A 17,612-nucleotide genomic window follows, 5' to 3' on the forward strand; every position below is an offset into this window, starting at 1 on the left:
CGCGGGTGAGGGGTTACGCTCTATCGAGGGCGCCGCGGCCCCTCACCCGGCGCGTTGCGCCGACCTCTCCCCACGGGGGAGAGGTGGTAACCGCGACCGTCCTGCTGTAGCGGCGCAGACGACAAGAGGAGAGTGGCCAGGTGCTAGCCTATATCGTCCGGCGCCTCTTCCTGATGCTCGTGACCCTGTTCGGGATATCGGTCATCATCTTCGTGCTGCTGCGCATCGTGCCCGGCAACATCGTCGATATCCTGTTCGACGCCGCCGGCTATGTCGATCCCGCCGACAAGGCCAATCTGGAGAAAGAACTCGGTCTCAGCGACCCGATCGTGATCCAGTATCTCAAGTGGATCGGCGGCCTCCTGCACGGTGATCTCGGCTATTCCTACGTCTCCGAAAAACCGGCGCTACAGGAAATCCTGCCGCGGATCCCGATCACCGCGAGGCTCGCCGGCCTGGCGCTGTTGTTCTCGGCCTCGATCGGCATTCCCTTGGGTGTACTGAGCGCGGTGCATCAGGGCACGCGGCTGGACTATGCCTTGCGCGTGGTCAGCCTGAGCGGGTTGTCGCTGCCGTCATTCTGGCTCGGACTGCTGATCCTGATGGCGTCAGTGTCGATGCTCGGCTGGATGCCGATCTACAACCCGAACCCGCAGACCTGGGCCGAGGCGTTCGCGATCTACTGCATTCCGGCGATGGCGGTCGGCTTCCGCAGCGCGGCACTGACCATGCGCATCACCCGCTCCTCGATGCTGGAGATCCTGCGGCAGGACTATATCCGCACCGCCCGCGCCAAGGGCGCATCGGACGCCTCCGTCAACTATCACCACGCGCTGAAGAACGCGGTGCTGCCTGTGATCACCGTAATCGGCATCGAGGCGGCGTTTTTGATCGGCGGATTGATCGTCACCGAGACGGTGTTCAACATCCCCGGCGTCGCGCGTTTCCTGGTCGAGGCGCTGCGCTGGCGCGATTATCCGATCGTGCAGAACCTCGTGATGTTCATCGCCGTCGTCGTGGTCGTCGTCAACTTCACGGTCGACATGCTCTACGCCGCGATCGACCCGCGCATTCGCTACGGAGACTAGCTCTTGGCGGTCATCAACTTTGATGCCGAACTGAAACGCGCCGGTGCTGACGCCACCCACGGCTGGCGACGGCTGACGTTCCTTGCGCAGCGTTACCTGCTCGGCACGATCGGCCTCGTCATCATGGTGCTGTTCGTCGCGATGGCGCTCTCGGCTGACCTGATCAGCCGTTACGATCCGCTTGCCGTCGATTCGGCGCACCGCCTGGCCGCGCCCAATGCGCTGCACTGGTTCGGAACCGATTCGTTCGGCCGCGACGTCTGGAGCCGCATCATCCATGGCGCGCGCATCTCGCTCGCGGTCGGTCTCGGCTCGACCGCGCTCGGCGCCTCGATCGGCGTCATCGTCGGGCTCGCCTCCGGCTATCTCTCCGGCTGGGTCGATCTTCTGTTCCAGCGCATCACCGACATCCTGCAGTCGCTGCCGCTGTTGGTGCTGGCGCTGGTGATGACGGCCGCGCTCGGCCCGTCGCTGCCGAACGTCATCATCGCGATCGCGATCCCGTTAATTCCGACGGTGGCGCGCGTGATCCGCGCCAACACGCTGGCACTGCGCGAACTGCCGTTCGTGGAGGCAGCCAAATCGATCGGCATGAGCGAGATGCGGATCGCATTCCGCCACGTGCTGCCGAACACGCTGGCCCCCCTGATCGTGCTCGCGACCGCGCAGCTCGGCTCCACCATCCTGACGGAGGCATCCTTGTCGTTTCTCGGCCTTGGCATTCCCGAACCCTATCCGTCCTGGGGCCGCATGCTCTCGGAATCGGCCGCAGAATATGTGCGCGTCGCGCCGTGGCTCGTGATCTTCCCGGGGATCGCGATCAGCCTCGCGGTGTTCGGCACCAATCTGTTCGGCGACGCCTTGCGCGACATCCTCGATCCAAGGCAGCGCGGCTGATGAGCGAAGCAGGCAAGGCAGAAGCGGTGCTCGAGGTGAAGAACCTGAAAACGGTGTTCTTCACCAATTCGGGATTGTTCAAGGCGGTTGACGATGTCTCCTTCAGCGTCCGCCGCGGCGAGACGCTGGCGATCGTCGGCGAATCCGGCTGCGGCAAGAGCGTGACTGCGCTCTCGGTGATGCGGCTGGTGCCGGACCCGCCCGGCAAGATCGTTGGCGGCGAGATCGTGCTCGAAGGCAAGAACCTGCTCGCGCTCGATGACGAGGCGATGCGCAAGATCCGCGGCAACCGCATCTCGATGATCTTCCAGGAGCCGATGACCTCGCTCAATCCGGTGATGCGGATCGGCGACCAGATCACGGAAGCTTTGCGCCTGCACCAGGAGATCAGCGGCAAGGAGGCCTGGCGGCAGGCGGTCGACATGCTGCGCCTCGTTCGCATCCCCGAGCCGGAGCGGCGCGCGCAGGAATATCCGCACCAGCTTTCGGGCGGCATGCGCCAGCGCGCAATGATCGCGATGGCGCTTGCCTGCCGGCCGGCGCTGTTGATCGCGGACGAGCCGACTACGGCGCTCGACGTCACGATCCAGGCGCAAATCCTGGCACTGATGGTCGATCTGCAGAAGAAGCTCGGCACCGGGCTGATCCTGATCACGCATGATCTCGGCGTGGTCGCGCAGACGGCGCAGCGCGTGATCGTGATGTATGCCGGCAGGAAGGTCGAGGAAGCCAGCGTCGAGGCGCTGTTCGAGAATCCGCTGCACCCGTATACGCGCGGCCTGATGGCCTCGATCCCCGCGGTCCCCTCGCTCGACGCGAAGGCCGATGTGCGGCTGGTCGAAATCCCGGGCATGGTGCCGTCGCTGACGAAACTGCCGACGGGCTGCGCGTTCGCGCCGCGCTGCCGGTTCGCGATCCCGCGCTGCCGGGAAGAATATCCGCCGCTCGGCGATTTCGGCGGCAGGCACCTTGCCGCCTGCTGGCGCGCGGGCGAGATGGCGGAGGCCTCATGACCGAAGCGCACCCGCTGCTGGAGGTCACCGACCTCGTGAAGCACTATCCGGTGCGCGGCGGCGTGCTGCGCCGGCAAGTCGGCACCGTGCATGCGGTCGATGGTGTCAGCTTTTCACTGGCTCCCGGCGAGACGCTGGGACTGGTCGGCGAATCCGGCTGCGGCAAGTCAACGGTGGCGCGCAGCGTGCTGCGATTGGTCGAGCCATCGAGCGGCGAGATCCGGCTGAACGGCGAGGCTATCACACGCTTGAGCAAAGCGGAGTTGCGTCCCTACCGGCGCTCGATGCAGATCGTGTTCCAGGATCCGTTTGCCTCGCTCAACCCGCGCATGACCGCGGGCGACATCGTCGGCGAACCGCTAAGCGTGCACGGGCTGGCTTCGGGCGAGCGGAAGCAGGAACGCGTCGCCGAACTGTTCCAGCAGGTCGGCCTGCGGCCCGACCAGATGAAGAACTATCCGCACCAATTCTCCGGCGGCCAGCGCCAGCGCATCTGCATCGCCCGCGCGCTGTCGCTCGGGCCAAGCCTGATCGTCTGCGACGAGCCGGTCTCCGCGCTCGACGTCTCGATCCAGGCGCAGGTGATCAATCTGCTGATCGACCTGCAGCGCCAGCGCAACTTCTCATATCTGTTCATCGCGCACGATCTCGCCGTCGTCGCTCATATCAGCCACCGCGTCGCCGTGATGTATCTCGGCCGCATCGTCGAGATCGCAGACAAGGCCGAACTGTTCGCCAACCCGCGCCATCCCTACACCCAGGCGCTGCTGGCGTCCGTTCCGGTCGCCAATCCCCGGATCAAGCGGCTGACGCCTCTGGTTGAAGGCGACGTGCCGAGCCCGATCAACCCGCCTAGCGGCTGCGCGTTTCATACAAGGTGCCGCTACGCGATGGATCGCTGCAAGCTGGAGCGCCCGCCGCTGGTGGACGCGGGCGCAAGACATCAGGTGGCATGCTGGCTGAATGAGGGAACGGGGCGCGCCAACGCGCCGTAGGGTGGGCAAAGCGCAGCGTGCCCACCATCAAGTGTCGTGCTCGTGATGGTGGGCACGCTGCGCTTTGCCCACCCTACGTGTTGAGGCTAAGCCGCCGCCTCGATCTCGACGACAATCCTGCCCGTCGTCACCTGTTCGCCCTCGGCAACATCGATGGCCGACACCGTGCCCGCGACGCCGGCGGTGTGCACGTGCTCCATCTTCATCGCTTCCAAAGTCATCACGGGCTGGCCGGCGGCAACCTGCTCGCCCGGCTTGACCAGCACCGCGACGACGCGGCCGTTCATGGCGGCGCGGACCTTGCCGTCGCCATTGGCCCCCGAGGCGGCCTCGGGCGGCGCCAGCGTCAGATCGCGGACCGAGAGCGTGACGTCGTGATTGAGGATGTAGAGACGATCGCCGTCGCGCAGGAATTTTGCGCGCGCCATGAGGCCGTTGGTGCGATAGCGGATCGCGTCCAGGCCGAGTTCATCGATCTCGAAGCGATGCCTGTGTCCCGCGACATCGGCGACATAAAAGCCGTCGCGCTCGCGCACGATCTCGACCTCGCGGAGGCAGCGGCCGAGATCAATGCGCAATCCGAGCGGGAACGTCGCAGCGAGCGAGCGGCCGCTCCGCCACGACGGCGCGTGCGGATTGGTGACGTAGAGCAGCAGCGCCGCGAGCGCCGCATCCGCGCTCTCGTCGGCGCGCGGCGCCAGCAGTTCGCTCCGATGCGCTGAGATGAACGACGTCGTTGCCTCGCCCCTGGCGAAGGCCGGATTGCGCAGGCAGGAGATCAGAAAGCCCTGGTTGGTGGTGACGCCGAAGGCTTCGACCTGCTCCAGCGCGACGATCAGTTTGCTGCGGGCTTCGCGGCGATCAGTGCCGTGGCTGATGATCTTGGCGATCATGGTATCATAGAATGGCGGAATTTCCGAACCCGATTGCAACGCATGTTCGACGCGGACGCCGTCCGGCATCTGCCAGCGCGCCATCGTACCCGATTGCGGCATGAAGTCATGGTCCGCGTCCTCCGAGCACAGCCGCACCTCGATCGCGTGGCCGGAGAATGTGATGTCCTCCTGCTTCACGCCGAGCGGCTCGCCGCGGGCGACACGCAACTGCAGCTCGACCAGATCGAGCCCGGTGATCGCCTCGGTGACGGGATGCTCGACCTGCAGGCGCGTGTTCATTTCCATGAAATAGAAGTCGCCGTTGCCGTCGAGCAAAAATTCCAGCGTGCCGGCGCCCTCGTAGCGAAGCGCCTTCACCGCCTGGACCGCGACCGCGCCCATCCGCGCCCGCAGCCCGGGCGACACTGCCAGCGACGGCGCCTCCTCGATCAGCTTCTGGTGGCGGCGCTGCACCGAGCAATCACGCTCGCCGAGATGGATCGCGTTGCCATGGCGATCGCCGAACACCTGGATCTCGATGTGGCGGGGATCGACGATCGCGCGCTCCAGGATGACCGTCGCATCGCCGAAGGCGCCCTGCGCCTCCGAGCGCGCGCTGCGCAGCGCATCCGGGAACGACGCGGCGTCTGTGACCAGCCGCATGCCGCGCCCGCCGCCGCCGGCGACCGCCTTGATCATCACGGGAAAGCCGATCCTTCGCGCTTCCGCCAGCATGACCTCGTCGCTCTGGTCGGCACCTTGGTAGCCAGGCACGCAGGGCACACCGGCCTTTTGCATGATCTCCTTGGCGGCCGCCTTGTTGCCCATCGCCCGGATCGCTTCCGGCGACGGGCCGATGAAGACGAGGCCGGCGTCGCGACAGGCTTGCGCAAAATCCTCGTTCTCGGCGAGGAAGCCGTAGCCGGGATGCACGGCGCCGGCGCCGCTGGCCTTGGCGGCGGCGATGATCACATCGATGTTGAGATAGGATTGCGACGGCAGCGCCTCGCCAATGCGCACCGCGTGATCGGCCTCGCGTACGTGCAGGGCATCACGGTCGGCATCGGAATAAACGGCGACGACGCCGTAGCCGAGCCGCCGCGCGGTGCGCATGATCCGCAGCGCGATCTCGCCGCGATTGGCAATCAGGATCCTGTAGAACATCCCGCCCCCTTCATTCGATCATGATCCGATTAGACGAAAATCGGATCATGATCTCATCTCTTTGTTTGAGCATGATCTTTTCGGAAAACCGGTTTCCACTTTTCCGGATCATGCTCCAATCATGGCCGCGCCACCGAGAACTGCATGCGCTGAGGATTGCGGGCTTCCGCCTCGCGACATATCGCAAGCACCTCGCTGAGGACGCTGCGGGTGTCGCGCGGATCGATCACGCCGTCGTCGAGCACGCGCGCGCTGGTGGAGAACACGTCCATCTGGCCGTCGAACACGCCGATGATCTCGGCTTTCATCGCGTCCAGCTTCTCCTTCGGGACCGGCTTGCCGCGGCGGGCGGCGGCGGCTTCGGTGACGATCGCCATAGTCTCGGCGGCCTGCTCGCCGCCCATCACGGCGGTCTTGGCATTGGGCCATGAGAAGCAGAAACGCGGATGGAAGCCGCGGCCGCACATGCCGTAATTGCCGGCGCCGAACGAGGCGCCGCAGTAGATCGTGATCTGCGGTACCGTCGCCGAGGTCACCGCCTGGATCATCTTGGAGCCGTGCTTGATCATGCCAGCTTCCTCATAGGCCTTGCCGACCATGTAGCCGGTGGTGTTGTTCAGATAGAGCAGCGGCGTGCGCGACTGGCAGCAGGCCTGGATGAAATGCGTCGCCTTGTTAGCACCAGGCACATCGAGCGGGCCGTTATTAGTGATGATGCCGATCGCCTGCCCTTCGATGCGGGCATGGCCGCAGATCGTGGCCGAACCATAATTGGCGCCGAACTCGGTAAAATCGGAATCGTCGATGAAGCGCGCGATCGCCTGACGCATGTCGACGGGACGCTTGTGGTCCATCGGCATGATGCCGAGCAGCTCTTCCGCATCATAGCGCGGCGGCTTGAACGACGCGCTCGCGGGCTTGCCCCGGTCCCATTCGAGGCTGGCCATGATGTCCCGCGCGATCCGGATGGCGTCGCGGTCGTCCTCGGCGAGGTAATCGCCGAGACCGGAGATCGAGGTGTGCATCTCGGCGCCGCCGAGTTCTTCTTCGGTTGCGATCTCGCCGGTCGCGGCTTTGAGCAGCGGCGGCCCGGCGAGGAAGGCGCGGGTGCGGCCGCGCACCATCACGATGTAATCGGATAATCCCGTCTGATAGGCACCGCCGGCGGTGGACGAGCCATGTGTCACCGTGACCACCGGCAGGCCAGCTGCCGACAGCCGCGCGAGATTGCGAAAGATGTTGCCGCCCCTGACAAAATCCTCGACGCGGTAGCGCAACAGATTGGCGCCGGCGCTCTCGACGAGCTGCACATAAGGCAGCTTGTTCTCGAGTGCCAGTTCCTGCACCCGCAGCGTCTTGTCGAGACCATAAGGCTGCAGCGCACCGGCATCGATGCCGGCATCATTGGCGCTGACCATGCAGCGGATGCCGGAGACGAAGCCGATGCCGGCGATCAGCCCGCCGCCAGGCACGCTTTTCTCCGCATCCGCGACGTCGAACATGTAGCCTGCGAGCGTCGACAATTCGAGGAAGGGCGAGCCGGGATCGAGCACCAGCGCCACCCGTTCGCGCGGCAGGAGCTGGCCGCGTTTGTGGAAGCGGTCCTTTGCGGCGGCAGACGCCGCGCGGGTGCGTTCCTCCAGCGCGCGCATCCGGGAAATCAGCGCCAGCATGCCGTCGCGGTTGGCCTGGAACGCGGCGCTGCCGGCGGAGACGGTGTTTTCGATGATGGCCATGGTTCAGCCCTCTCCGTCATTCCGGGGCGCGCGAAGCGCGAGCCCGGAATCCATTTCTCCTGCGGCGCCCGCGGCCCGATGGATTCCGGGCTCGCGCCAAGTGGCGCGCCCCGGAATGACGGTGGTGTTTTGGGCAAGCATCACGAGCTCTTCTCCGAGAAATACTCACTATACGCCTGCCGCAGTTCGACCTTGCGCAGCTTGCCGGTTGCCGTCATCGGCATTTCGTCGAGGATACGCACCAGTTTCGGCACCTGGAAGCCACCGAGATGCTTTCGGCAATGCTCGATGATGTCAGCTTCGCCAGCCGCAGCATTCGGCTTCAGCTTGACGAAGGCGGAGACGGCCTCGCCCCATTGCGGGTGCGGCAGGCCGACCACCGCGGCGTTCTGCACCGCGGGGTGTGCGAGCAGCGTCTCCTCGATCTTCACGGACGCGACGTTCTCGCCGCCGGACTTGATCATGTCCTTCTTGCGATCGAGGAACAGCACCTCGCCGTTCTCGTCGATCAGCGCGAGGTCGCCGGTGTGATGCCAGCCGAACTTGCGCGCCTCTTCGGTCGCCTTCGGGTCCTTGTAATAGCCCATCATTACATTCGGCCCGCGATGCACGAGCTCGCCGATCTCGCCGCGCGGCAAGAGATTGCCGTTGTCGTCCATGATCGCGGTCTCGTTAACAACAAGCGACTCGCCCCAGTAATTGCCGAAGCGATTGAGCTGCACTTCGGGCCGCGACATCGTGGTCGCCGGATACATCTCGGTCTGACCGCTGGAGAGCACGAAGTTTGGACACAGGTCGGCGATGGCGCGTTCGAGCAGCGGCTTGCCCATCGGGGCCATGGTGTAGATGCAGCAGCGCAAGCCCGAAAGATCGAATTCCCGCCGCCGCGGATGGTCGAGGATCGCCTGATACATCAGCGACAGCCCGACAAAGACGGTGAGCTTGTCGCGGACGATCGCCTCCATGCAGACCACGGGATCGAAGCCACGCATCAGCGCCATGCGGCCGCCGACCGAGAGATAGCTGAGCAGCAGCACATGGCCGGCACAGTGGAACAGCGGAAACTGGCCGGTGATGCCGTCATCGCGGGAGAGCTGCATCTCGATGCAATTGCTCATCACCGCCATTACCACGGCGAGGTGGCAGTGCATCGCGCCCTTCGGCCGCGACGTCGTGCCGGAGGTGTAGATGATCATGGCGAGATCGCGGTCGTTGATCTCGATCTCGGGTTCGATGTCGGATTGACCCTTAATGAGATCGTTGAAATTCTCGAGGCCGGTCGCCGCGACTTTTCCGGCAAGATCGATCGCGACCATCCCGACGCCGCGCTGTTCCAGCGTCGCGCGCCGCTCCGCTTGCGCATGCAGATTGTCGTCGATCAGCGCGAAGCGGACCTCGGCATGGCCGAGGATGTAATCCATATCGGCAGGCCCGAGCATGGTGTTGATCGGGACCCAGACCAGGCCCGCGCGGTGAATGCCGAACAGCGCTTTGACGAATTCGACCGAGTTGTTGCAGATGGTCGAGATTTTTTCGCCCGGCTTCAGGCCGCGCTGCACTAGGTAGTTGGCGAAGCGATTGGCGTCGCGTTCGAGCTCGGTGAAGGTGACGCGACGCGCGCCGTCGGTGAGCGCGACGCGATCAGGAAAGCGCCGTGCGGCACGCTTGAGCAGATCGCCGATTGCCACCCGGCCGATCTGCCCCGGACCCGGCACGCCGCCGGTTGCTGCGAGACTATCCATTGATTTGATTCCCTCCCCTCCACCCGCCGTCGTCGTTCCGGGGCGCGCGTAGCGCGAGCCCGGAATCCATTTCGCCACAGGTCCATGCGGCCCGATGGATTCCGGGCTCATCGCTTCGCGATGCCCCGGAATGACAGCGGAGCAGCCCTAGTGCCTCACCCCGAAAATCTGCCGCGCCTCGGCGGGGCTCGCGATCTCGCGCCCGGCCTTGCGCGCGCAGGCGGCGATCGCTTCGATCAACTGGCCATTGGACGTCACCTTGGTGCCGTCGCCGAGATAGAACGTGTCCTCCAACCCAGTGCGCAAGTGCCCGCCGAGATCGGCGGCGCGCTGGTGCAGCGGCCAGATCTCGGCGCGGCCGATCGCGGTGACCTGCCAATGCGCGTCCGGCGCCTTCAGCTTGAGCAGGATCGGCAGCAATTCCGGATCGGCCGGCATGCCCGAGGCAACGCCCATCACGAAATTATATTCGAGCGGGCCGGAATACATGCCGGTCTGCCGGTACATGCCGACGCAGCGCACGATGCCGACGTCGAAACATTCGAACTCAGGAATCGTGCCGGCATCCTTCATCACGTCGAGATAATCCTGCACCTTCTCAACCGCGTTATCGAACAGCATCGGCGGCCAGGCCCAGGTGTTGTCGGCCTTGACCTTCAGATAATTCAGCGAGCCGGCATTGCAGGCGGCGATCTCGGGCCTGGTTTCGCGGACGCAATCGAGCGCGCCCTGATAGTTCGGGCCGGAGGTGCCCGTGGTGTGATTGATGATGACACCGGGGCAGGCCTCGCGGATCGCCTGCTGGATCTCCTTGCTGACGCCGACCTCCCAGGACGGCAGATGCCCCTTGCCCGGGGTCTGCTGGCGCAGATGGATATGCATGATGCTGGCGCCTGCGTTGAAGGCCGCCTTGGCTTCGCGCGCCATCTGTTCCGGCGTCACCGGCACGTTGTGCTGTTTTGGATCGGTCAGCACGCCGTTCAGCGCGCAGGTGATAACGGCCTTGTCGCTCATGCATCCAGTCCAAAGTGTTTGAATGGCTCGGTTTTTTGCATGATGCGGGATTTGGCCGGGGCCCTCTTGCGTTGACTGGCTATTGCCGCGGCGGCAGGCCGGTCGCCGTGGCAATAGCGCGCATGGAGGTTTGCTCTGAATCAAACCCGGACGCTGCGACGGGACTATGAGTTTCCCTAGATTCTGGGAGACACGACATGGCCTACAAAGACCTCCTCTTGACGCTCGCGAGCTACCCCGAAACGACGCCGCCGGCGGCGATCGATCTTGCGACCGATTTCGCCGCCGCCGTCGGTGCCAAGATTTCCGCGATCGCCTGCGAGATCCGCGTCGCCGTGCCCGGCAGCTTCCTGAGCCCGGCGCTGCTCGACGTTCCCGGAATCGCCGCGACCGATGAAAAGAAATCACGCTTTCAGGCCGAGGCCGCGCTCGCAGCGTTCCAGGCCGCCGCGGAAAAGCGCGGCGTCTTCGAGGAACGCATCCTGGAACGCTGCCTGACCTCCGAGCAGCGCGAGCTATTGGTCGAGTATGCGCGGCTTCGCGACCTCACCATCATTCCGGTCCAGGACAATGCCCTGTTCGGCGCCTGGAATGCCGAACCGATCATTTTCGAATCCGGTCGCCCCGTCCTGCTGCTGCCGCAAACCAGCCGCAAGCCGTTCATCCTGAATACGGCAACGGTGGCCTGGGATTTCAGCCGTCCGGCCGCACGCGCAGTCGCGGATGCGCTGCCGCTGCTCAAGCAGGCCAAGCGCGTCCACATCGTGACAGTGACCAATGAGAAGCGCATCGACACCAAGCGGTCCGGGCCGGAACTTGCCAAGCATCTCGCCCGTCACGGCGTCGAGGTGATCCTCGACACCGTCGATGCCGCGGGCCGCTCGGTCGCGCACGCGCTGGAGGCTGCGTTGACGAGCCATGACAGCGACTTTTTGGTCATGGGCGCGTTCGGCCATTCCCGCTTCCGCCAATTCGTGCTCGGCGGCGCCACGCTCAGCATGATGTCACACCCGCCGCTGCCCGTGCTGCTGTCGCACTGATGACGGAAGGCGGCCAGCGACCGGCTGGACCCAGGAGTGAATTGTAGACGCTCTCTCGGTCATGGCCGGGCTTGTCCCGGCCATCCACGTGCCGGCGACACCAAAGGAAGACGTGGATGCCCGGGACAAGCTCGGGCATGACGATTAGGACGCGGCCGCTTCCGTGAACGATCCGCTGCTGCGATAGATCGCGAGATCGCGCGAGCCGGAGAAGATCGCGCGCGGCTTCAGGCCGTAGAAGCGGCGGATCGAGTGGCTGAAATGGGTCGAGTCGGGATAGCCGATGTCCTGCGCCAGATGCGCCAGATTGATGTCCTGGTTGGCGAAATGCAACAGATGCCGCGCCCGCTTCCAGGCACGGAAGGAGCGGAACGAGATCCCGGTCTCCTCCTTGAACAGATGCAGGAAGCGCGAGGGCGACAGCGCGGCATCCGCCGCGCAATCCGCCGCCGTCACCGGCTCGCCGGAGAATTTGCCGATGCGCATGATGGCCCGCACCACGCGCGGATCGAGCACACGCTGCGGCAGCCCCTCTCCGAAGCACATGATGTCGAACTCGGCGTTCGAGAGGTTGTCGCTATATTGCCGACGTCCGAGTGCGGCATAGGCGGCGCGGATGCGGTCGGCGAAGATTTGGCTTTCCGAGCCCGTCAACAGCCTTGAGAACGACTCGAGCGCGCCGACGCGAACGCTCTCAGGCTCGATGGCGACGCAGATCGCCGAGCGATAGTCGCTCGCGATCGTGTGGCGCAGGTTCGGCATGGTCACGACGAGATCACCATAGGACTCGCGGCCATCGCTGGTCGCAAGGTGCAGGCCGCCTTTGATCGCGACATAGACATGGAATGCGCCCGGACAGCGCTCGCGCGGGCGGCCGAGCAGTCCGGCGTAAAACACGCGCTCCGGCGTGATCAGCATCAGATGGCCTACTTCGCGGGCCTGGTGGTCCATGGTGGTTCCTCCTCGCACGGCTCTTCCCGGCCGTTGCGGCGCCAACCATAGCCGAAATCTGGCTGAAGTCACCGTTACAATTGGGGCGAGGAAACGGCTCTCTCCGTCATTGCGAGCGAAGCGAAGCAATCCATGCCACCACGAGTGGAGAAATGGATTGCTTCGTCGCTGTCGCTCCTCGCAATGACGGCCGGGGCGGGCGCTTTACCCACGCACCCGCGGCGCGACGTTTTGCTCCACGCCAGCCTTGCGTTCCGCCGCGACGGCCCGCTGGTATGCCTCGCGCTGCTGCAGCCGCGCCCAATAGGCTGCGACATTGGGACCGAAATCCTTGGCGAGCCCGATATTGTCGGCGAGCCGGAGTGCGTAGCCGATGGCGATGTCGGCGGCGGTGAAACGGCCGGCACACAGCGTCTCGGCCTTGCCGGTCGCGGCCTCCACCGCGCGCAGGCGGCCGAAGAACCACTTGGCGTAATCGCCGACCACCTGCGGATTGCGCCGCTCCTCCGGCTCGAGCTGGCCGTAGCGAAGCACCAGGGTCTGCGGGAAGGTCAGCGTGGCGTCGGAAAAGTACATCCAGTTCAGGAAGGCGCCATAGGCCGGCTCGTCGGGTCCGACGATCAGTGGTGTCGGGCCATATTTAGTACCAAGGTAATGGCAGATGCCTGAGGACTCCGTCATCCGCGTCTCGCCATCGATCAGCAAGGGAATCGTGCCGAGCGGGTTCAGCGCCAGATAGTCCTTCGCGAACACGCGCGGCGGAAACGGCAGCATCTTGAGTTCATAGGGCAGTCCCATTTCCTCGAGCATCCAGAGCGGCCGGAACGAACGCGCGGCTTCGCAGTGATAAAGCGTGACCATCTCAGGCGCTTCCCTTCATGCTGGGCAACATACCCATCATCTTGCATAACACCATCAGCATGACTTCGTCAGCGCCACCGCCGATCGAGGTCAGGCGGCTATCGCGATAGGCGCGGCTGACCGGGGTCTCGTTCATGAAACCCATCCCGCCCCAATATTGCAGACAGGCGTCGGTGAGTTCACGGCCGAGCCGGCCGGCTTTCAGCTTCGCCATGGTGGCGAGACGGGTGACGTCCTCGCCCGCGACCAGCGCCTCGCCGGCACGATAGATCAGCGAGCGCAACAGCTCGACCTCGGTCTGCATCTCCGCGAGCTTGAAGTGCACCACCTGGTTGTCGAGGATCGAGCCGCCGAACGCCTTGCGGCCCCGGGTATATTCGATGGTCTCGTTGATGATGAATTCATGCGCCTTCAGGCAGGCGGCGGCGCCCCACAGACGCTCCTCCTGGAACTGGATCATCTGGTAGGTGAAACCCTTGCCCTCCTCGCCGATCCGGTTGCGCTTGGGCACCCGGACATTGTCGAAGAATATCTGCGCGGTGTCGGAGGAGCGCATGCCCATCTTGTCGAGCTTTCGCGCGATGGTGACGCCCTTGCTCTTCATCGGCACGCAGATCAGCGACTTGTTGCGATGGACCTGGCCGTCGCTGGTGTTGGCGAGCAGGCAGATCCAATCGGCCTGCGTGCCATTGGTGATCCACATCTTGCCGCCATTGATGACGTAATCGTCGCCGTCAGAGCGCGCACTCGTCTTGATCGAGGCGACATCGGAGCCTGCGCCCGGTTCGGAGACGCCGATGCAGGCAACCTGATCGCCCGAAATTGCGGGACTGAGGAATTCGCGCCTCACGTCGTCGGAGCCGAACCGCGCCAGCGCGGGCGTGGCCATATCCGTCTGCACCCCGATCGCCATCGGCACGCCGCCGCATCTGATGGCCCCTAACTCTTCTGCCATCATCAGCGCAAAGCTGTAGTCGAGCCCCTGGCCGCCGAATTCGATGGGCTTGTTGAGGCCGAGGAAGCCGAGACTGCCGAGCTTCTTGAACAGCTCATGCGCGGGGAAGATGCCGGCGTCTTCCCAGTCGTCAACATAGGGGTTGATCTCGGCCGCGATGAATTTCTGCAAGATACGGCGGGGTTCGTCGTGGTCGGCGGTGAAGATCATTTTTTTGCTAAGCTCCAATCGGCGTTCTTGGTCAGCCGTCATGGCCGGGCTTGTCCCGGCCATCCACGTCTGTCCGATCACGCGGGACCAAAGACGTGGATGCCCGGGACAAGCCCGGGCATGACGGTGGTGTATCGCTAGTCACAATCCCATCTGGCGGCTGGCGAGGTCCTTCATGATTTCCTCGGTGCCGCCCCCGATGGCGTTGACCTTGACCTCCCGGTAGATGCGCTCGACCTTGACGCCGCGCATGAAACCGGCGCCGCCGAAGATCTGCACCGCCTCGGAGGCGCAGAACGCCATGGTCTGGGTCGCCTGGTTCTTCATCATGCAGATCTCGGCGACCGGGCTTTCGCCTTGCCCCAGCCGCCAGGCCAGCATCTCCAGCATCGCTTGCGACGCTGCGACCTTCTGCGCCATGTCGACGATCTTGTGCCGGATCACCTGGTGCTGGGCGATCGGCTTGCCGAAGGTCTTGCGCTCCTTGGCGTAGGCGATCGCCTCCTCGAGGCAGACACGGGCGTAGGCCGTGCAGCTTGCCGCCATGCCCATGCGCTCGCTGTTGAAATTCTGCATGATGATCTTGAAGCCCTGGCCTTCCTCGCCGATCAGGTTTTCAGCCGGCACCCGGCACTCGTCGAAATGCAGCGTCGCCGTATCGGAGGCCCACCAACCCATCTTCTTCAATTTGGTCCGCGACAGGCCGGGCGTATCACCCTCGATCAGCAGCAGGCTGACGCCACTGGGCCCCTCGCCGCCGGTACGCACGGCGACCGTGATATAATCGGCGCGCACGCCCGAGGTGATGAACGTCTTTTCGCCGCTGACGACATAATGATCGCCGTCGCGGCGCGCCTTGGTGCGCAAGTTCGCGACATCGGAGCCGCCGCTCGGCTCGGTGATCGCGAGCGCGGAAATCTTCTCGCCCCGCAGCACTTCCGGCAGCACACGCGCCCTGACCTCGGGACGGGCAGCGCGCGCGATCGGCGGCGAGCCGATGGTGTGGCTCATCAGACTCGCACTGATGCCGCCGGCGCCGGCCCGCGCCAGTTCCTGCGAGGCCACGATCTTCATGAACTGGTCGGCGGGAACGCCGCCATATTCCTCCGGGAAGCCCAGCCCGAGCAGACCGATCTCGGAAGCCTTGCGATACAGCTCGCGCGGAAACTCGCCCACTTCGTCCCACTCGTGGGCGTAAGGCTCGATCTCCTTCTGCACGAAACGGCGCACCGCCTCGCGAAAGGCCTCGTGCTCGCTGCTGTAGAATGGGCTCGCCATCCCTTTGCTCCGTCGATTCCTGTGTCCGGAACGATGTCCGGAAATCGCCGCGCCAACTTGCGTCAAGTGGCTGCCGGCGGCGAATGGACCCCGATCCTACCCTCGGTCCAGCCACTAAACGCAAGACAGATTCCAGCCTCGGCCCGTCCACTGGTACCCCTGCGGATCATGATCAGGCGGCGCCAGACCGCCCACCGTGGGAGGGACATTTGCCGGTTCGTTACTACGACTGGATCGCTCATCATGGCCGGCGGACACCTGACAAGGTCGCGATGGTCGACCTCGGCAGCGGCCGCCGCTTCACCTATGCGCAATCCGACGCGCGGATCTCGAGCCTGGCTGCGCATCTGCGGGATACCCACAAGGTAGCGCGCGGCGACCGAGTCGCGGTGCTGGCGCTGAACACCACTGACACGCTGGAAGTGCAGTTCGCCTGCGGACGCCTGGGCGCCGTGTTCGTGCCGCTTAACACCCGCCTCACGGTACCGGAACTGCAGTTCATCGTCGGCGACGCCTCGCCGAAAGTCATGATCCATGATGGCGACCTCGCCGAGACCGCGCTCAGCGTCGCCAGGCTCTGCAACGTGCCAACGGCGCTGCGGCTCGGCCCCGATGGCTCCTATGAAGCCGGCATCGCAGCAGCAAAGCCGATCGAGACATTCGAGCCCGTCACGCTCGATGACATCTCGACCATCATGTACACCTCGGGCACAACAGGCCAGCCGAAGGGCGCCATCATCACCCACGGCATGACGTTCTTCAATTGCGTCAATCTCGGCGGCCTCGCCTACATCTCGCCATCCTCGGTGTTCCTCTGCGTGCTGCCGCTGTTCCACACCGGCGGGCTCAATTGCTACACCAACCCGGTGCTGCATGCCGGCGGCACCGTCTTGATCATGCGCGCCTTCGATCCTGGCGAAGCCTTGCGGCTGATCAGCGATCCCGCTGAGCGCATCAACGCCTTCTTCGGCGTGCCCGCGATCTACCAGTTCATGGCGCAGCATCCGTCGTTTGCGAGCGCCGATTTCGGCCGGCTGATCATCGGCGGCGTCGGCGGCGCACCGATGCCGGTGCCGCTCTTGAAGGTGTGGGAAGCACGCGGCGTGGCGCTGCAGCAGGGCTACGGCATGACCGAGACCTCGCCCGCGGTGATGGCGCTCGATCGCGAGGATGCCGCGCGCAAGGCGGGATCGGCCGGCAAGCCGGTGCTGCACACCGAAGTGCGGATCGTACGCCCCGACGGCACCGACGCCGCCGTAGGCGAACTCGGCGAGCTCTGGGTCAGGGGACCGAACATCACGCCGGGCTACTGGAACCGGCCTGACGCCAACGCCTCCTCCTTCACCGACGGCTGGCTGCACACGGGCGATGCAACGCGCATCGACGGGGAAGGCTTCTACTATATCGTCGACCGCTGGAAGGACATGTACATCTCCGGCGGCGAGAACGTCTATCCGGCCGAGGTCGAGAACGTGCTGCACCAGATTCCGGCGGTCGCCGAAGCGGCCGTGATCGGCATCCCTGATGAGCAATGGGGCGAGGTCGGCATGGCGATCGTCGCGGTGAAGCCGGGACAGACTCTGACGCCGGAACAGATCCACGCCCATTGCGCGGCCAATCTGGCACGCTTCAAATGCCCGCGCACAATCGAATTCGTCGATGCGCTGCCGCGCAATGCGACCGGCAAGATCCACAAGCCGACGCTGCGCAAGCAATTCGCCGAGCAGAAGCCGACCGATCTGGCGCAAGCCTCGTGACATGACACGCTGACAGGTTTCGCCGCCGCCTGCCGG

The 17,612-nt window shown here is 64.8% G+C and carries 14 protein-coding genes; 6 read left to right on the plus strand and 8 right to left on the minus strand.

Going from position 1 to position 17,612, the window contains the following annotated elements; translation table 11 throughout:
* The first annotated feature begins 140 nt into the window (after positions 1 to 140).
* The 4 genes from YY7_RS0134970 to YY7_RS0134985 are packed head-to-tail and all read left to right on the plus strand — an operon-like array spanning position 141 to position 3,993.
* Positions 141 to 1,088, plus strand: coding sequence for an ABC transporter permease (locus YY7_RS0134970; RefSeq protein WP_028167253.1), 948 nt, complete (start codon positions 141 to 143; stop codon positions 1,086 to 1,088).
* A gap of 3 nt (positions 1,089 to 1,091) precedes the next feature.
* Positions 1,092 to 1,985, plus strand: coding sequence for an ABC transporter permease (locus tag YY7_RS0134975; RefSeq protein WP_028167254.1), 894 nt, complete (start codon positions 1,092 to 1,094; stop codon positions 1,983 to 1,985).
* On the plus strand, positions 1,985 to 2,998 hold the full coding sequence (locus tag YY7_RS0134980) for an ABC transporter ATP-binding protein (protein ID WP_028167255.1): 1,014 nt from the start codon (positions 1,985 to 1,987) through the stop codon (positions 2,996 to 2,998). The genes YY7_RS0134975 and YY7_RS0134980 overlap by 1 nt, the downstream gene beginning before the upstream one ends.
* A complete protein-coding gene (locus tag YY7_RS0134985) occupies positions 2,995 to 3,993 on the plus strand; it encodes an ABC transporter ATP-binding protein (RefSeq protein WP_028167256.1) in 999 nt (332 codons plus the stop codon). Before YY7_RS0134980 ends, YY7_RS0134985 begins: the two co-directional genes overlap by 4 nt.
* 86 nt (positions 3,994 to 4,079) lie before the next feature.
* On the opposite strand, the gene YY7_RS0134990 is transcribed toward YY7_RS0134985, so the two are convergent.
* The 4 genes from YY7_RS0134990 to YY7_RS0135010 form a co-directional block, all read right to left on the minus strand.
* Positions 4,080 to 6,032: an acetyl/propionyl/methylcrotonyl-CoA carboxylase subunit alpha gene (locus tag YY7_RS0134990; RefSeq protein ID WP_028167257.1), complete on the minus strand. Its 1,953-nt coding sequence runs from the start codon at positions 6,030 to 6,032 to the stop codon at positions 4,080 to 4,082.
* 119 nt (positions 6,033 to 6,151) lie between these two features.
* A complete protein-coding gene (locus tag YY7_RS0135000) occupies positions 6,152 to 7,768 on the minus strand; it encodes an acyl-CoA carboxylase subunit beta (protein ID WP_028167258.1) in 1,617 nt (538 codons plus the stop codon).
* A gap of 140 nt (positions 7,769 to 7,908) precedes the next feature.
* Positions 7,909 to 9,510, minus strand: a complete 1,602-nt coding sequence (locus tag YY7_RS0135005; RefSeq protein WP_028167259.1) for an AMP-binding protein — start codon at positions 9,508 to 9,510, stop codon at positions 7,909 to 7,911.
* A gap of 147 nt (positions 9,511 to 9,657) precedes the next feature.
* Positions 9,658 to 10,524: a 3-keto-5-aminohexanoate cleavage protein gene (locus YY7_RS0135010; RefSeq protein WP_028167260.1), complete on the minus strand. Its 867-nt coding sequence runs from the start codon at positions 10,522 to 10,524 to the stop codon at positions 9,658 to 9,660.
* Between the two features lie 197 nt (positions 10,525 to 10,721).
* Between YY7_RS0135010 and YY7_RS0135015 the strand changes: the two genes are divergently transcribed.
* The gene (locus YY7_RS0135015) at positions 10,722 to 11,564 is read left to right on the plus strand and encodes a universal stress protein (RefSeq protein ID WP_028167261.1); all 843 of its coding nucleotides are present in this window, start codon (positions 10,722 to 10,724) and stop codon (positions 11,562 to 11,564) included.
* 144 nt (positions 11,565 to 11,708) lie between these two features.
* Here YY7_RS0135015 and YY7_RS0135025 read toward each other — a convergent pair whose 3' ends face one another.
* The 4 genes from YY7_RS0135025 to YY7_RS0135040 form a co-directional block, all read right to left on the minus strand.
* Entirely contained in the window at positions 11,709 to 12,515 is an 807-nt protein-coding gene (locus YY7_RS0135025) for a helix-turn-helix domain-containing protein (protein ID WP_028167262.1), read from the minus strand.
* Positions 12,516 to 12,719: 204 nt separating this feature from the next.
* Positions 12,720 to 13,376, minus strand: a complete 657-nt coding sequence (locus YY7_RS0135030) for a glutathione S-transferase family protein (protein ID WP_028167263.1) — start codon at positions 13,374 to 13,376, stop codon at positions 12,720 to 12,722.
* Position 13,377: 1 nt separating this feature from the next.
* Positions 13,378 to 14,541 (minus strand): acyl-CoA dehydrogenase family protein, encoded by a 1,164-nt coding sequence (locus tag YY7_RS0135035; protein WP_028167264.1) that lies wholly within the window; start codon positions 14,539 to 14,541, stop codon positions 13,378 to 13,380.
* A gap of 141 nt (positions 14,542 to 14,682) precedes the next feature.
* Positions 14,683 to 15,819: an acyl-CoA dehydrogenase family protein gene (locus YY7_RS0135040; protein WP_028167265.1), complete on the minus strand. Its 1,137-nt coding sequence runs from the start codon at positions 15,817 to 15,819 to the stop codon at positions 14,683 to 14,685.
* A gap of 209 nt (positions 15,820 to 16,028) precedes the next feature.
* On the opposite strand from YY7_RS0135040, the gene YY7_RS0135045 reads away from it, so the two are divergent.
* A complete protein-coding gene (locus YY7_RS0135045) occupies positions 16,029 to 17,576 on the plus strand; it encodes an acyl-CoA synthetase (RefSeq protein ID WP_028167266.1) in 1,548 nt (515 codons plus the stop codon).
* The last annotated feature ends 36 nt before the right edge of the window (positions 17,577 to 17,612 follow it).

Origin of the sequence: Bradyrhizobium elkanii WSM2783 (genome assembly GCF_000472865.1) — a bacterium.
GTDB classification, from domain to species: Bacteria; Pseudomonadota; Alphaproteobacteria; order Rhizobiales; family Xanthobacteraceae; genus Bradyrhizobium; species Bradyrhizobium elkanii_A.

What these genes read in the sequence shown, in the direction of transcription:
- YY7_RS0134980 (WP_028167255.1), top strand. Translation starts at nt 1,985, where the DNA reads ATGAGCGAAGCAGGCAAGGCAGAAGCGGTGCTCGAGGTGAAGAACCTG.
- YY7_RS0134985 (WP_028167256.1), top strand. Translation starts at nt 2,995, where the DNA reads ATGACCGAAGCGCACCCGCTGCTGGAGGTCACCGACCTCGTGAAGCAC.
- YY7_RS0134990 (WP_028167257.1), bottom strand. Translation starts at nt 6,032, where the DNA reads ATGTTCTACAGGATCCTGATTGCCAATCGCGGCGAGATCGCGCTGCGG.
- YY7_RS0135000 (WP_028167258.1), bottom strand. Translation starts at nt 7,768, where the DNA reads ATGGCCATCATCGAAAACACCGTCTCCGCCGGCAGCGCCGCGTTCCAG.
- YY7_RS0135005 (WP_028167259.1), bottom strand. Translation starts at nt 9,510, where the DNA reads ATGGATAGTCTCGCAGCAACCGGCGGCGTGCCGGGTCCGGGGCAGATC.
- YY7_RS0135010 (WP_028167260.1), bottom strand. Translation starts at nt 10,524, where the DNA reads ATGAGCGACAAGGCCGTTATCACCTGCGCGCTGAACGGCGTGCTGACC.
- YY7_RS0135015 (WP_028167261.1), top strand. Translation starts at nt 10,722, where the DNA reads ATGGCCTACAAAGACCTCCTCTTGACGCTCGCGAGCTACCCCGAAACG.
- YY7_RS0135025 (WP_028167262.1), bottom strand. Translation starts at nt 12,515, where the DNA reads ATGGACCACCAGGCCCGCGAAGTAGGCCATCTGATGCTGATCACGCCG.
- YY7_RS0135030 (WP_028167263.1), bottom strand. Translation starts at nt 13,376, where the DNA reads ATGGTCACGCTTTATCACTGCGAAGCCGCGCGTTCGTTCCGGCCGCTC.
- YY7_RS0135035 (WP_028167264.1), bottom strand. Translation starts at nt 14,541, where the DNA reads ATGATCTTCACCGCCGACCACGACGAACCCCGCCGTATCTTGCAGAAA.
- YY7_RS0135040 (WP_028167265.1), bottom strand. Translation starts at nt 15,819, where the DNA reads ATGGCGAGCCCATTCTACAGCAGCGAGCACGAGGCCTTTCGCGAGGCG.